The organism is Kitasatospora sp. NPDC088861 (assembly GCF_044750105.1).
Lineage (GTDB): Bacteria > Actinomycetota > Actinomycetes > Streptomycetales > Streptomycetaceae > Kitasatospora.
In genome coordinates this window covers 210,596-224,446 of the sequence record NZ_JBIVJF010000004.1, presented here as the reverse complement: position 1 = coordinate 224,446, position 13,851 = coordinate 210,596, and the positions used below count along the sequence as shown (strand labels likewise).

General features: G+C 73.3%; 14 protein-coding genes and 1 riboswitch. Of the genes, 10 read left to right on the top strand and 4 right to left on the bottom strand.

From position 1 onward, the window contains the following. The first annotated feature begins 237 nt into the window (after nt 1-237). From ACIP37_RS10205 to ACIP37_RS10180, 6 genes are all read left to right on the top strand, one after another. Complete coding sequence (locus ACIP37_RS10205; protein ID WP_400804994.1) at nt 238-1,257, top strand: LLM class flavin-dependent oxidoreductase; 1,020 nt, start codon at nt 238-240, stop codon at nt 1,255-1,257. 240 nt (nt 1,258-1,497) lie between these two features. Continuing rightward, a complete protein-coding gene (locus ACIP37_RS10200; protein ID WP_363579286.1) occupies nt 1,498-2,064 on the top strand; it encodes a TetR/AcrR family transcriptional regulator in 567 nt (188 codons plus the stop codon). Between the two features lie 126 nt (nt 2,065-2,190). Beyond that, nucleotides 2,191-2,817, top strand: coding sequence for a DUF4865 family protein (locus ACIP37_RS10195; protein WP_400843698.1), 627 nt, complete (start codon nt 2,191-2,193; stop codon nt 2,815-2,817). Nucleotides 2,818-2,834: 17 nt separating this feature from the next. Then, entirely contained in the window at nt 2,835-3,419 is a 585-nt protein-coding gene (locus tag ACIP37_RS10190; protein ID WP_363627548.1) for a carboxymuconolactone decarboxylase family protein, read from the top strand. Then, on the top strand, nt 3,416-4,408 hold the full coding sequence (locus ACIP37_RS10185; protein ID WP_363579283.1) for a phosphotriesterase: 993 nt from the start codon (nt 3,416-3,418) through the stop codon (nt 4,406-4,408). Before ACIP37_RS10190 ends, ACIP37_RS10185 begins: the two co-directional genes overlap by 4 nt. A gap of 95 nt (nt 4,409-4,503) precedes the next feature. After that, nucleotides 4,504-5,040 (top strand): GNAT family N-acetyltransferase, encoded by a 537-nt coding sequence (locus ACIP37_RS10180; protein ID WP_363627547.1) that lies wholly within the window; start codon nt 4,504-4,506, stop codon nt 5,038-5,040. A gap of 374 nt (nt 5,041-5,414) precedes the next feature. Here ACIP37_RS10180 and ACIP37_RS10175 read toward each other — a convergent pair whose 3' ends face one another. After that, nucleotides 5,415-6,179: an SDR family oxidoreductase gene (locus ACIP37_RS10175; protein ID WP_363579279.1), complete on the bottom strand. Its 765-nt coding sequence runs from the start codon at nt 6,177-6,179 to the stop codon at nt 5,415-5,417. Nucleotides 6,180-6,321: 142 nt separating this feature from the next. Between ACIP37_RS10175 and ACIP37_RS10170 the strand changes: the two genes are divergently transcribed. Then, on the top strand, nt 6,322-6,942 hold the full coding sequence (locus ACIP37_RS10170) for a TetR family transcriptional regulator (RefSeq protein ID WP_400804997.1): 621 nt from the start codon (nt 6,322-6,324) through the stop codon (nt 6,940-6,942). Between the two features lie 204 nt (nt 6,943-7,146). After that, nucleotides 7,147-8,289: an alpha/beta hydrolase-fold protein gene (locus ACIP37_RS10165; RefSeq protein WP_363627546.1), complete on the top strand. Its 1,143-nt coding sequence runs from the start codon at nt 7,147-7,149 to the stop codon at nt 8,287-8,289. A gap of 93 nt (nt 8,290-8,382) precedes the next feature. Here the strand turns inward: ACIP37_RS10165 and ACIP37_RS10160 are convergent, their stop codons facing one another. Then, nucleotides 8,383-8,712, bottom strand: a complete 330-nt coding sequence (locus ACIP37_RS10160; protein WP_063349998.1) for a MoaF-related domain-containing protein — start codon at nt 8,710-8,712, stop codon at nt 8,383-8,385. Nucleotides 8,713-8,921: 209 nt separating this feature from the next. On the opposite strand from ACIP37_RS10160, the gene ACIP37_RS10155 reads away from it, so the two are divergent. Both ACIP37_RS10155 and ACIP37_RS10150 read left to right on the top strand, forming a co-directional pair. Beyond that, nucleotides 8,922-10,259 carry an esterase/lipase family protein gene (locus tag ACIP37_RS10155; protein WP_400805000.1) on the top strand — a complete coding sequence of 446 codons (1,338 nt, stop codon included), beginning with the start codon at nt 8,922-8,924 and terminating at the stop codon, nt 10,257-10,259. Nucleotides 10,260-10,493: 234 nt separating this feature from the next. Beyond that, a riboswitch (cyclic di-AMP (ydaO/yuaA leader) is annotated at nt 10,494-10,660 on the top strand. A gap of 2 nt (nt 10,661-10,662) precedes the next feature. After that, entirely contained in the window at nt 10,663-12,015 is a 1,353-nt protein-coding gene (locus ACIP37_RS10150; RefSeq protein WP_400843606.1) for a hypothetical protein, read from the top strand. 19 nt (nt 12,016-12,034) lie between these two features. On the opposite strand, the gene ACIP37_RS10145 is transcribed toward ACIP37_RS10150, so the two are convergent. Further along, the gene (locus ACIP37_RS10145; protein ID WP_400805004.1) at nt 12,035-12,520 is read right to left on the bottom strand and encodes a hypothetical protein; all 486 of its coding nucleotides are present in this window, start codon (nt 12,518-12,520) and stop codon (nt 12,035-12,037) included. A gap of 349 nt (nt 12,521-12,869) precedes the next feature. Then, nucleotides 12,870-13,667, bottom strand: a complete 798-nt coding sequence (locus ACIP37_RS10140) for an IclR family transcriptional regulator (protein WP_363579268.1) — start codon at nt 13,665-13,667, stop codon at nt 12,870-12,872. Between the last annotated feature and the right edge of the window lie 184 nt (nt 13,668-13,851).

Below are 13,851 nucleotides of genomic sequence, written 5' to 3'. Positions count from 1 at the left end.
AACCGCGACCGCACCCGTGACCGCCGCGCCCCGCTGTTGTCGTCGCCGCCGCACCTCGCGCTGACGCCGCCCCAGAGCCGCTCCGCCGCGATCCCCTCCCGGTGCCGCCCGCGTGAGCGCAGCCCGTACCGGGGCGTTCCGCGCGGGCCGCCGCCACCCCTCCTCGGCAGCCCTGCCCGCGCCTCGGGTCAGGGCGTCGCGCCGAGGCCCCATCGAGCGCCCCCAAGGAGACCCGCCGTGCGGTTCACCGTCTCGTCCCTCGTCGCCAACGGACCCGATCCCGTGACCGGCGTCCAGCGCACCCCGCAGGAGAAGCTGTGGAACGTCATCGACCAGGCGGTCGTGGCCGAGCAACTCGGTTACGACGGCTACGGCGTGGGGGAGCGGCACGGTGAACCGTTCCTCTCCCCGGCGCCGCCGGTGTTGCTCAGCGCGATAGCGGCCCGCACCTCCACCATCCGGCTGTTCACCACGGTGACGGTGCTGAGCATCCTGGATCCGGTCCGGGTCGCCGAGGACTACGCCCTGCTCGACCAGCTCTCCGGAGGCAGGGTCGAGTTGATCATCGGCAAGGGCAACGACCCGCGGCACTTCGACCTGTTCGGCCTGCCCGAGGAGCGCCAGTGGGACGCGCTCGCCGAGAACTACGGCCTGTTGCGCCGGCTCTGGCGCGAGGAGACGGTGACCTGGGAGGGCTCGACCCGCCCGCCGCTCAAGGACGCGGCCGTCGCGCCGCGCCCGTTGCAGGACCCGATCCCGGTGTGGCACGGCAGCGCGACCAGCACCCAGTCCACCGACCTGGCCGCCCGCTACGGTGATCCGCTCTTCTCCGCCAACTCCTTCCACCCGCTGGCCAAGTACCGCTCCCTGGTGGAGCACTACCGCGAGCGCTGGGCGCACTACGGGCGCGATCCGAGGGGGGCCAGGGTGGGCGCGAGCTTCGGCGGGCTGTACGTCGCCAAGCGCTCGCAGGACGCGGTCGAGGGCTTCCGTCCGTACTGGGACGCGATGTTCGGTTCGGCGGCCGGCCGGCACAACAAGTCGCCGTTCACCTCGCTGGAGGACGCGCTGGAGCACGGTTCGGCCCTGGTCGGAAGCCCGCAGCAGGTGATCGAGAAGATCCACCGCTATCACGAGGCCTTCGGCAACGAGGTGGTCGGGATCGGAGTCGACGCTCTGACGGAAGGGGCGCAGCGGGAGCAGTTGGAGCTGTTCGCGGCGGAGGTAGCCCCGGTGGTCAGGCGCGAGCTTCCGTGAGCGCCCGCCCGACGTGACGCGCGCCACCGGCCGCGGTGGAGTGCCGCCGGTCGGGGAGGGGGAGACGAGCGGGCGAGGGGCCGTGGCCGCCGGGGGGCGGCGCACGGCCCTCAGTCGTCCCCGGCGCGTACCCGTCCGCCCGCCTTGTCCACGGGGCGGACCGCGTCGGCCCGCCTCGCGTCCGCGTCGAGCCGGGCAATCCCTGGCCTTCTGTACCTACTGGTATGTACAGTGGTTCGCATGACCACCCAGGACCGCCTCATCGAGAGCACCCAGGCACTCCTCTGGGAGCGTGGCTACGTCGGCACCAGCCCCAAGGCCATCCAGCAGCACGCCGGCGTCGGCCAGGGCAGCATGTACCACCACTTCGCCGGCAAGCCCGACCTCGCCGCCGCCGCGCTGCGCCGCAGTGCCGAGCAGCTGCGGGGAGTCGCCGCCGCCGACCTGTCCGCCCCCGGCAGCGCGTACGACCGCATCGCCGCCTACCTGCGCCGCGACCGCGACGTGCTGCGCGGCTGCCGGATCGGCCGGATGGCCCAGGACCCGGACGTCATCGCCGACCCCGAACTGCGCGCCCCCGTCGAGGAGACCTTCGACTGGCTGCGCGCCCGGATCGCCGAGTTGGTGGCCGAGGGCCAGGCGGCGGGCGAGCTCGCCCCCGGTGTCGACCCGGCCGACACCGCCGCTGCCGTGGTCGCCGTCGTCCAGGGCGGCTACGTTCTGGCCCGCGCGGCCGGCCGGGCCGAGCCCTTTGATCAGGCCGTACGCGGCGCCCTCGGCCTGCTCGCCGCCCAACGCACCGCCTGACCCGCGCCTCGCACGGCTGAGCGGCCGCGTGACCGACTGACCGAGTGACCGAGTGACCGCGTGACCGAGCGCGTGACCGACTGGCCGAGCGACGCCCGCTCGACGATCCGACCGAGGAGACCCGCCGTGCACGCCATGCAGTACGAGATCACCCTCCCCGCCGACTACGACCTGGGGATCATCCGCAAGCGCGTCGCCGACAAGGGCCATCTGCTCGACGCGCACCCGGGCCTCGGGCTCAAGGCGTACCTGGTCCGTGAGCGGGGCCGCGACGGGTCGCCCGTCAACCAGTACGCGCCGTTCTACCTCTGGCGCACCGTCGAGGGCATGAACAGCTTCCTCTGGGGACCGGGCTTCCGCGGCCTGAGCGCCGACTTCGGCCGCCCGGTCGTCCGTCACTGGCTCGGCGCCGGTCTGGCCCACGGCGCCGTGCCGGATGCTCCGGCGACCTCGACCTCGACCTCGACCGTGACCACGACCGTGACCACGACCGCGACCACGGCTACCCGCCACACCGTCAGGCTCCCCGAGTCCGACGATCCCGCCGAGGCGGTCGAGCGGGCCCTCGCCGAGTTCCCCGCGCACCCCGCTCTGCACACCGCCGCCGTCGCGGTGGACCCGAGCCGCTGGGAGCTGGTCCGCTTCGCCCTCTGGCACGGCCCGGCCCCGGACGACGTGCCGGGCAGCCGCTACCAGGTGCTGCACCTGTCCCGTCCCGAACTCGACCGGCTGCCTGGCGGCCGGCACTGGTGAAAGGTTTCGCCACTCCCATGACCAGCCCCACGCCCGCCTCCGCGACCGCCCCCGTCACCCCCGCGACCGCCCCCGCCGTCCCACCCCCCGCCCCGATGACACCGGCCGACCTGACCCCCGCGCCGCTCGACCGCGAAGCCGGCTACGCCCTGCTCGCCGACCTCGCCGGCCCGGTCGCCGCCGCGACCCTCGGCGGCCTGGACGGTCTCGCACCCGGTTTCCCCGACTGGATCGTCACCAGTCTCTTCGGCGGCACCTACCAGCGCCCCGGTCTCGCCCTGCGCGACCGGCAGGTGGCCAACCTGGCCGCGCTCACCGCCCTCGGCGGCGTGGAGCCGCAGCTCGCCGACCACGTCCGCAACAGTCTGCGGATCGGCCTGACCAGGGAGGAGATCACCGAGGTCATCGTCCACCTCGCCCCCTACGTCGGCGTCCCCAAGGCTCTGGCCGGCCTGCGGGTCGCCACCGCCACCTTCGCCGAGGTACCCCCGACCGAGGTACCCCCGACCGAGGTACCCCCGACCGAGGTACCCCCGACCGAGACGTCCCCGACCCCCGCATCCCCGACCCCCGCATCCCCGGCCGAGGCGGACCGGGCATGACCCCCACGATCCGTACCGTTCTCGGCGACCTCGACCCCGCGGAACTCGGTGCCACCGACTCCCACGACCACCTCTTCATCCGCAGCCCCCTGCTCCCCGGCGAGGAACTGGACGACCCGGCCGCCGCCGAGGGTGTCCTGCGCGCCTTCGCGGCGGCCGGCGGACGGTCGTTCGTCCAGTGGACCCCGTACGGCATGGGTCGCGGAGCGGACTCCCTCGCGAAGCTCTCCCGTGCGACCGGAGTCCACGTCGTCGCCGCCACCGGCCTGCACCAGGCGGCCCACTACGACCCGGACACCCTCCCTGCCGTGTACGACGGGCTGGCCGAACGCTTCACCGCCGAACTCACCACCGGGCTGACGGCCGAACCGGCCACCGAGTTGCCTGGACCGCCCGTAGCAGCCGAGGCCCCCGTAGCCGCCGAGGTCCCCGAAGCACCCGCGTCGCCCGAGGCCGTCCGGGCGGGCCTGATCAAGATCGCCTGCGACCCCGGGGCCATCACGGCGCACACCCGCCGGGTGATGGCCGCGGCCGCCGACGCGCACCACGCCACCGGTGCCCCGATCGCCGTCCACCTCGAACCCCGAGCCGACCCGCACCTCGTCCTGAACCGGCTGCACGTTCGACACGGCGTCCCGCCCCACCGGATCATCCTCGGTCACCTCACCCGGCTGCCGGATGTGCGGGTGCATCGCGAACTCGCCGCGGAAGGCGTCTACTTCGCGCTGGACAGCCCCTCCCGGGCCGGCCACCCGGCCGACCACCAGGCCTTCGACGTCATCGCCGACCTCGTCGAGGCCGGCCACGCCTCCCGCCTCCTCCTCGGCGCCGACACCACCACCCGCACCGCCCGTCGGGCCGACGGCCCGACCGCACTGCTCGACGACCTCGCCCCACGGCTCGCCCGCACCTTCGGCCCCGAACTGCCCGGCCTCCTCCTCACCGCCAACCCGGCCGCCGCCTTCGCCACCGAGTGGCGCACGCCCTGAACCGTTCCCGCTCGGCCCGCCCCGGTCTCGACCGGCCGCAGGCCGAACCAGGGTCCTCGGTGAAGGCCCGCCGCCCACGCCCTACCGTGACGGCCATGGTGACCCTGCGCATCCTCACGACCGACGACTGGCCGCTCTGGCGCGACCTGCGCCTCGCCGCCCTCTCCGACGCGCCGCACGCCTTCAAGGCCCGCCTGGCGGACTGGCACCACGGCGGCGAGGAACGGTGGCGCGCCCGGTTGCACCTTCCGGGCGCCCACCACGTTGCGGCGCTGCTGGACGGTCCGGACGGTCCGGACGCCACGCCCGTCGGCCTGGCGGACGGTCTCCCCGGAGCCGACGGCGTACGGGAGTTGCGCTCGGTGTGGGTCGGACCGAAGGCGCGCGGCAGGGGCGTCGCCGACCGCCTGCTGGAGGAGGTCGAGCGCTGGGCCCGCGCATCCGGCGGCAGCACGCTGCGCCTCGCGGTGCTCCCCGGCAACGAACCCGCGATCACGCTCTACCGCCGGCACGGCTTCACCGAGCTCACCGCACTCACCGCACTCACCGCACTCACCGAGCCCGGCGGGCCCGGCGGGCCGCTCGCCGGCGGGGTCGCCCGGGAGCTCGTGATGGCGAAGCCGCTGCGCTGACGGTTGCAGCTGACGGCCGGGCGGGCCGGTCACCCGCCGATCCACCCCGCCACCCGCTCGACGGCCGCGAACGCGCCGAAGGCGAGCAGCTGCCACCCGGCACCGACCCGGCCGAGGTCATCAAGAACCTCGCCGCGCCGTTGTACTTCCGGGTCCTGATCACGGCCGAGCGGGTGGACGGCGACACCGCCGACCGAGCCGCCGCCGCCGTTCTCGCCGCGGCCCGCAACGGTGGCCTCGGCTGACCCGGGCTGCCGTCACGAGCCCGGCTGCCGTCACGAGCCCGGCCCCGCCGTCCGCGACGCGACGGCGGGGCCCGTGTCACCGGGGGGGGGGGTGGCCGGGGCCCCGCCGTCGCGCGGCCGTCCGGCGGCTCACATGTGAGTGCCGCCGTCGATGCGGAGCTCGGTGCCGGTGACGAACGCGCCGTCGTCGGAGGCCAGCATCGCGATCACCCCGGCCACCGTCTCCGGACCCGCGAAGCCCTGGCCGAGGGCCGGGGCGAGCTTGGCGAGCAGGCTGAAGTCGGCGTCGGCGGGCAGCCCGGGGTTGTGGGTCATGCCGCTGTCGATGCTGCCCGGCGCGACGCAGACCGCACGCAGGCCCTGCTTCGCGTACTCGGAGGCGATGGCGTGGGTGAAGGACTGGATGCCGCCCTTGGTCGCGGCGTACGCGGCCATGTAGGGGTGGGCGAAGCTCGCCGAGGTGGAGCTGAAGTTGACCACCACGCCCCTGCCACCCGCGAGCAGCGAGGGGAGCGCCTCGCGGGTCATCAGGAAGGTGCCGGTCAGGTTGACCGCGAGGAGCTTGTTCCAGAACTCCAGGCTGGTCTCGTGGGTGTGCGAGGAGCGGAGGATGCCGGCCGCGTTGACCAGGGCGTCCAGCCCGCCGAGGTCCGTGATCGCCGCCGCGACGCCGGTGACGACGGCCGCCTCGTCCGAGATGTCCAGGACCTGGATGGCCAGGCGGTCCGCGGTGCCGTCGGCGGTCGCGCGGTCCAGGGTCGCCTTCAGGCCGTCCTCGTCGACGTCGACGGCGACGACCTTCCCTCCCTCGGCGAGGATCCGGTGCACGGTGGCCTGGCCGATGCCAGAGCCGCCGCCGGTGATCAGGACGTTCCGTCCGCTGAAGCGCTCCATGGTGGTACTCCGTTCGTTCGTTCGTGGCCTCTCGACCTCAAGAGGCACGGTACGCCTTAATGGCATAACGTGCCAATAAGTCCTCTGGGTGTCACTTCGGCGCAACGCGCCACAGTGGCACCGGCCCGCGTACGCTGACCCTGTGACCGGACGCCCCACCCTGAATCAACGCCGCCGCGACGCCACCCGGCTGGACATCGCCCGTACCGCCGCCGCACTCTTCGCCGAGCGCGGGGCCGAGGCGACCACCGCCGAGGAGATCGCCCTCGCGGCCGGCATCTCGCTGCGCACCTTCTACCGGTACTTCTCCGTCAAGGAGGACGCCGTCGCGCCGCTGCTGGCGGCCGGTGGGCGTCGCTGGGTCGACCAGCTCGCCGAGACCCCGGCCGATCTGCCGCTGCGCGAGGCTCTGGAGCGCTCGGCGGTCGCCTCGCTGACCCCGCCCGACGAGGAGGCGGTCGAGGCGATGGAGTGGACGCGAAGCCTGCTGCGCGACCCGCGCCTCGACGGCACGTGGCAGCGCGTCCACGCCGACTCCGAGGAGCGGCTGCGGGCGGTCCTCGCGGAGCGTTGCCTGGGCGGCACCGACCCGCTGGAGATCCGACTGGCCGCAGCTGCGGCGACGGCGGCGATCCGGGTCGCGCTGGAGGAGTGGGCCGCCTCGGACGCGCCCACGGCCGGCCCGGGCTCCCCGCGGGAGCTCGGTGCGCGCTGCATGCGCGAACTCACGGCGGGGCTGCGGCTCTACGGGCGGGAGGGCTGAGCCCGCCCGGCCGCGTACAGGTGACAGATAACAGCTGACAGATTTCGTTATCTGTTATCTGTTATCTGTCATCTGTCACCTGTTCCTCCTCCCCGGCCCCGTTAGGGTGGGTGATCGCGCGCCCCGGTGGGGGAACCGGGGTGACCACCTCGGATGTCCTGGACGGAGGGGGCGGGGAGTTCGAGGCGTGGGAGCAAGTAGGACATGGGTCTGACGAGCCACAAGGTGTTGGCGCTGGCCGTATTGATCGCCGTCGTGATGACGGCCGGCACGGTCTGGCTGTGGCCAAGACTCGCCAAGCAGACCTGGCAGGCGGTGCTCGGCCGGATCGGCTCCCTGCTCGCCACCCAGCTCGCGGTGCTGGCCGCGCTCGGCCTGGTGGCGAACAACTACTTCGCCTTCTACAGCAGTTGGGACGACCTGCTGGGCACCGGTGACACCGGCCCGGTGGTGATCCACAACAAGGCGGACGCGTCCGGCCGGCTGCTCGTGGAGACGATCGGCCACGCCTCCGTCAAGGGCGGCGGCGCGATGGGCCGCGAGCCCAGCCAGTCCGGTGAGATCCGCAAGGTGCGGATCGACGGCGCGGCCAGCCGGCTGTCCACCGAGGGGTACGTCTTCCTGCCGCCGCAGTACTTCCAACCGGAGTACGCGCAGCGGCAGTTCCCGGCGGTGATCGTCAGCACTGGCTTCCCCGGGATCGCCGAGAACCTGATCACCCGGTTCAACTACCCGGGCGCAGCGCTCAAGTTGCTCCAGGACGGCAACATGCAGCCGACCGTCATGGTGCTGATGCGCCCCTCGCCGGCCCTGCCGCAGGACACCGAGTGCGAGGACATTCCGGGCGGCGCGCAGTCCGACACGTACTTCACCAAGGACGTCCCCTCAGCGATCCAGGCGAGCTTCCGGGTCTCCTCCGACCCGCAGGCCTGGGCCTTCATGGGCAACTCGACCGGCGGCTACTGCGCCCTCAAGCTGGCCATGCGCCACCCGGACGTCTTTCCGACCGCCGTCGCGCTCTCCGCCTACTACGACGCCGCCGACGACCCGACCACGGGCGACCTGTTCGGCGGCAGCAAGCAGCGTCGTGACGAGGCCAACCTGATGTGGCGGTTGAAGAACCTGCCGCAGCCCAAGGTGTCCGTGCTGCTGGCCGGCACCAAGAAGGGCGACGGCGACTACCGGCGCGACACCGAGGCCTTCGTCGACGCCGTGCAGTCCCCGATGAAGGTCTCCTACAGCATGTTGGAGAACGGCGGCCACAACTTCGAGACCTGGAGCGCGCTGCTGCCGTCCTCGCTGGAGTGGATGTCCCAGCACCTCAAGGTCCCGAACCAGGCTGCCTGAGCAGGCCGCCCGAGCAGACTGTCTGAGCAGGCAGTCTGCTCAGACGGTCTGAGTAAGCCGACGGACAGCGAGGGGGCGCGGGAGCGGTGAGGCTCAGGCCACCCGCTCCAGCGTCCCGGTGTGCAGCTCGCCGACCCGGCCGCCCTCGCCCTCGTACGTCCAGAAGGCGCGCACCGTCAGCCGGCCGAGGTCCATCACGTGGCTGACGGTGATCCCGCTCTCCTCGGTCCAGCTGATGAAGTAGATCTCCGGCGCCACCTCGGCGACGTGCAGCCGCACGTCCTCCCACTGGCCCGCCGACTCGCCGAGGCCCTCCCAGCGCAGCCGCCTGCCGTCGGCCGAGTAGGTGTTGCGGAAGGCCGCGCCGTTGTCGGCCCGGAAGAGGTAGGTGCGGCCGGCGAAGGCGGGCAGGGGCGCGGTCATGGTGGGGCGGTACCTCGTTCCTGTGGGGCCGTGCACGGCGGTCTTGTGCACTGCGGAAGATGTCGGACCTCCAATTTATCCGACCCGGTGAGCCGGGTGGGCGCACCCGTGGACGGTGCGCCACGGCACCGGCCGCCACCGCGCAGGCCGGCGCGGTGTGCGGCGGGCACCTGGGCGCCCGCCGGCGGCCGGTCCTACCGTCCACCCCCATGAGACGCACCCCCACCCCCATGCGGCACACCCCCACCGCCGTCAGACGCACCCCCACCGCGTTGTCCGCCCTCCTGCTCACCCTCGCCGCGCTGCTCCTCGGCACCCCCACTCCCGCCCAGCCCACCGCTGCCCAGACCGTCACTGCCCAGACCACCGCCCAGGCGGCCACCGCCCCGCTCACCCTCGAAGCCGCCTTCCCCGCCCCCGGCAACGGCTGGGCCAAGGTCGAGCGCTACCTCGACACCACCCCCGGCTTCCGCACCGAGCAGTACCCGGCCGACGGCCGCGGCGACCAGGACGGCGCCCGCCGGACGTACTTCGGCGGCACCGGCCAGCCCTCCTCCAGCCGCTTCCTGCTGTACTCGGCGACCGGCTGGGACACCGGTAGCCGTCCGACCCCCGTGCTGCTGGTCCACGGCGCCAACGACAACGCCGACCGCGCCTGGGCGCACCCGGGGGAGAGCGGCACCTGCGGTGCCTCCGCCTGCCCGTCCACCGGCCTCGCCCAGTACCTCGCCGGCACCGGCCACCGGGTGTTCGCCATCGGCTTCGCCCACAAGCAGGGCGACAACCTGCTCCAGGCGCAGGCCGTCGGCGACGCCGTCGCGCTGATCCGGGCCCGCCTCGGCGTCCCGCAGGTGGACGTGGTGGCCTGGAGCAAGGGCGAGGTCGCCGCCCGGGCGTACGTGTCCTCGGTGCGCCCGTCCTGGGGGCGGGCCTACGCGGGCGACGTGCGCCGCCTGATCACCCTCGGGGGCCCGAACGGCGGGCTCGACTACGTGTACGCGCACGGCTGGTCGTTCGACCTCGCGAGCTGGCCGGCCTGCGGCGGCACCGCCAACGCGCCGTCCCCGAACCTCTACATGACCTGCTACGGCACCTACACGGCGCAGCCCTGCCTCGGCGTGCTGCCCACCGGCGGCTACGACTGCTACCCGGGCCAGCGCCAGCTGCTCGCCCGCTGGGACGGCCGGTACGGGGTGGACGGCACCGCCCAGGACTGGTGGACCACCTACTACGGCGGCCAGGGCTTCTACACCTCCGGCCAGGGCATCCAGGCGGCGATCGACGCCGGTTCGCTGATCGCGCCGCTGCAACAGGCGGGCGTCCCCGCGTCGGTGCGCACCTATCTGCTCGCGGGCGGGTCCGCCGACATCCCGGGCGTGCTCAACGAGAACCGGGGGCCCAGCGACGGCATCGTGTTCACCGCGAGCGCCCTGGACACCACCGGCATCGCGACGATCGGCGGCACCCGGCTGCTCACCGGCCTCAACCACCTGGAACTCGCCTGGGCACCGGAGGCCGAGAGCCAGGTCGACAACTGGCTCGCTTGACCCGTGGACCGCCGATTCGCCGATTCGCCGATTCGCCGTTCGGCAGCTCGACGGCTCCGCTGATCCGTCCCAACTGATCCACCACGCAGCGTCGTTGATCGACACCACTGTGACCTGTGCGACAACCGGCCCGAGCAGGTTGTCCGTTCACGGACGGCCTGCCTAGCCTGCAACCGTCGTCCGCCCTCGCGGACCCCCGCCGCCGGGACGCCGAGTCCTGTCCACCCGCCGGCCGGCAACCGAGCACCACAGCGGACGGGAGCGGGGGAACCAAGGTCAGCGCCCGGCCCGTACGCTCCCGCGTGCGGGCCGTGGCTAGGGGTGAAGCCGCTTCCACCGGCGGCCGGGCTGCCTCAGCCCGAATCCGACAGCTCACCTCGCAGGCGTCGCAGAGGACACTGCCATGCACCAGCCTGCCCGGCGCCGCGCGCCGCGCCACGCCCGTCCCTCCCACCGGGGCCGCAACGCCGCCCTCGCCGTCACCGGAGCGCTCGCCGTCACCGGCGCCGGACTGCTCGGCCTGCCGGCCGTCTCCGGCGCCCAGGCCGCCACCGCCCCGACCGTCACCCAGGACCGGCTCGCCCCGGCGACCATGGTCGCCAACCAGGCCGCCACCGCCTCGCTGACCCTCCACTCCTCGGCCTGCTTCACCGCGAAGACCGTCGGCGTGGGCGCCCGGAACGCGGCCGGTGCGAACCTCGACTTCCCGGGCAACGCCTCCAATGTGCAGATCTGCCCGAGCGGCCTGTCCTTCACCAGCGGCGCACGCGCCCTGCCGGCCGGGACGTACACCCAGTTCGGCTTCTGGCAGGACCTCGGCGGGGCCTGGCACAACCTGGCCTCGCAGCAGCTGGTGGTCTCCAGCACCCCGGCGCCGACTCCGCCCCCGACCCCGACGCCCACCACGAAGCCGACTCCCGCCCCGACCCCGACTCCCGCCCCGACCCCGACTCCCGCCCCGACCCCGACGGCGCCCCCCACCGCGAAGCCGACCCCGACGAGCAGCCCGAGCCCGAGCAGCCCGAGCGCCACCGCCAGCCCGTCGGCCGGCACCCCCGTATCCCCGGTCGCCGGCAAGTCGCTGACCTGGTCCGACGAGTTCAACGGCCCGATCAGCTGGGGCTCGCGCTGGGTCGGCGACAAGAGCACCGCGTACAAGTACGGAAACCACAACCCGGACGACAACAAGCTCGACCTGCTGAACAAGAACAACGTCAGCGTCGCGAACGGGGTCGCCACCTTCACCGCTGCGCCCGGCACCACCACGCTGGAGAACGGCAAGCAGGCCTGGAACACCGGCTTCCTGACCACCGAGGGCTCCAGCGAGGGCTTCCAGGTCAGGACCGGCGACTACGCCGAGACCCGGGTCAAGCTGCCGTCCGGCTCCGGCGCCTGGCCGGCCTTCTGGACCTGGAAGAACGGCAACGGGGAGGTCGACTCCTTCGAGTACCACCCCGACAACCCGAACCTGCTGGAGCTGACCAACCACGTCAACCCCGGCAACCCCAAGTACTACACCGACGCCGGTGCCGTCGCGAAGGACCAGTGGGTGACCATCGGCACCTATTACGGCGCCACCTCGGTGGACTGGTACGTCAACGGCGCCAAGGTGTTCTCGGACGGCAAGGGCGTCGGCGCCAACTGGTCGGCGTACCTGATCCTCAACCTGTCGGTCGGCGCGGGGAAGTACCACCCGGCGCCGCAGGGCACCGCCCCGATCACCTTCGCCGCCGACTACGTCCGCGTGTACCGGTAGGGCCTTCGGGGCTTCCGGGTCAGGAACCGGGAGCCGTCTCGACCACCGTGATGTCGAACGGCTGCCGGTTGTTCCCCTCGTCCGGGTCGTCCACGCCGCGCACCGCGACCGAGCCGCCGGTGAGCTTGCCGATCCGCAGGTCCGGGGAGAGGTGCACCGGTACCAGCGCGGTCGCGCTGCGCAGCGGGGGCAGTCCGGCCGGGAAGACACAGCGCACCTGCCGGCCGTTGAGCCGCACCTCGCAGTCCTCGGGGAAGTACGGGCCCACTGGGGAGACCCCGGGAGGCAGCGTCACCAGCACGGTGAACGGTGCGGCGGTGGTGTCCGGGCCGCGGTTGGCGATGAAGGCGTGGACGGTGGTGGTGCCGCCGGGCGGGGCGGCGTCCGGGTCGAGCCGGACCACCTCCAGATCGGAGCGGGACGCCGTGGGGGCTGCCGTGTCCACCGCCGGCCGGGGCTCGGGCCGCCGCAGCGCCCAGGACGGGCCGGCGGTCAGCGTCGCCACCGAACAGCCGGCCGCCATCGCGGCGACGAGCGAGGCCGCGCGGAATCCGCGGAGCCTGCTGGCCTGCCCGGACCCGCCCCGCCTGGACCCGCCCTGCCCGGACCCGCCCTGCCCGGACCCGCCCTGCCCGGACCCGCCTCGCATTGTCGAACGCCTGTACGTCATCGTCGTCCACCCTGTCCCGGGGCCCCGGCCGCCCGCGCCGCTGCGGGCCGCGTCCGCACCAGGGTGGCGGAGCCTGCGCCGGGGGCCGGTGCAACCCGCTCGGCGTCCGCCCGAACGGGGGAGCGTACGTACGGGAAGTCGACCGGATCGACTTCCCGTGCGTGAAGCGGGCGGTGGCGACGGGTCAGGGTGCGAGGACCTGCCCCAGCCGGGTCGCGATGTGGTGCATCACCGGCACCAGCGAGGACGTGCCGGCCTGCTCCTCCAGGGCCCGGATACGGGCCTCCGGGCCGGACACCGACAGGGCGGTGGGCGTCGGCGCGCCCGGTACGGCGAGCGCGATGCAGCGGACGCCGATCTCCTGCTCCTGGTCGTCGACCACGTAGCCGCGCTCGCGCGCCTCGGCGAGCTGGTGCAGCAGTTCCTGCGGGTCGGTGACGGTGTACTCGGTGTGCGCGGGCAGCGGGTTGGGGCCCAGGACGGCGCGCGCCTCGTCCTCGGGGAGCTGGGCCAGCAGCGCCTTGCCGACGCCCGTGCAGTGCGGCTGCACCCGTCGGCCGACCTCGGTGAACATCCGCATCGAGCGCCGCGACTGCACCTGCCCGACGTACACCACCTCGCCGCCCTCCAGCACCGCCAGGTTGGCGGTCTCGCCGGTGGCCTCCATGAGTTCGGCCAGGTAGGGGCGGGCCCAGCTGCCGAGCAGCCGGCCGGCCGTCTCGCCGAGGCGGATCAGCCGGGGGCCGAGGGTGTAGCGACGCGCGGTGTCCTGGCGTACATAGCCCTGCTGGACGAGGGTACGAACCAGGCGGTGGATGGTCGGCATCGGCAGGCCGGAGCTGGCGGAGAGCTCGCTGAGGGTGGCCACGCCGCCGGAGTCGGCCAGCGCCTCCAGGAGTTGGAAGGCGCGCTCGACGGACTGCACGCCGCCGGTCGCGCGGTCCGGGCTGGTCGTCGATGCTGTGTCGGGGGTCGAAACCACCGGCGTTCCCTTCGCTGTCGGGGAGGAGTAGAGTCCCGGCGATCACATCAACAAACCGTTGAAATTCTGTATCGCGGAAACTAGTCTCCACCTTACAGAATCGAACCCGCCGACAGGTGGGTTCCGATCAAGGAAGTTCCCACCGGAGCTCCCTTCGCCAGGCTCAACCGCTTAGGAGTGTCCT

Coding starts and splice junctions, on each gene's coding strand:
- ACIP37_RS10175 (WP_363579279.1), bottom strand. CDS start 6,179: ATGGAGCGCTTCAGCGGACGGAACGTCCTGATCACCGGCGGCGGCTCT.
- ACIP37_RS10185 (WP_363579283.1), top strand. CDS start 3,416: ATGACCCCCACGATCCGTACCGTTCTCGGCGACCTCGACCCCGCGGAA.
- ACIP37_RS10190 (WP_363627548.1), top strand. CDS start 2,835: ATGACCAGCCCCACGCCCGCCTCCGCGACCGCCCCCGTCACCCCCGCG.
- ACIP37_RS10150 (WP_400843606.1), top strand. CDS start 10,663: ATGCACCAGCCTGCCCGGCGCCGCGCGCCGCGCCACGCCCGTCCCTCC.
- ACIP37_RS10165 (WP_363627546.1), top strand. CDS start 7,147: ATGGGTCTGACGAGCCACAAGGTGTTGGCGCTGGCCGTATTGATCGCC.
- ACIP37_RS10180 (WP_363627547.1), top strand. CDS start 4,504: ATGGTGACCCTGCGCATCCTCACGACCGACGACTGGCCGCTCTGGCGC.
- ACIP37_RS10200 (WP_363579286.1), top strand. CDS start 1,498: ATGACCACCCAGGACCGCCTCATCGAGAGCACCCAGGCACTCCTCTGG.
- ACIP37_RS10160 (WP_063349998.1), bottom strand. CDS start 8,712: ATGACCGCGCCCCTGCCCGCCTTCGCCGGCCGCACCTACCTCTTCCGG.
- ACIP37_RS10155 (WP_400805000.1), top strand. CDS start 8,922: ATGAGACGCACCCCCACCCCCATGCGGCACACCCCCACCGCCGTCAGA.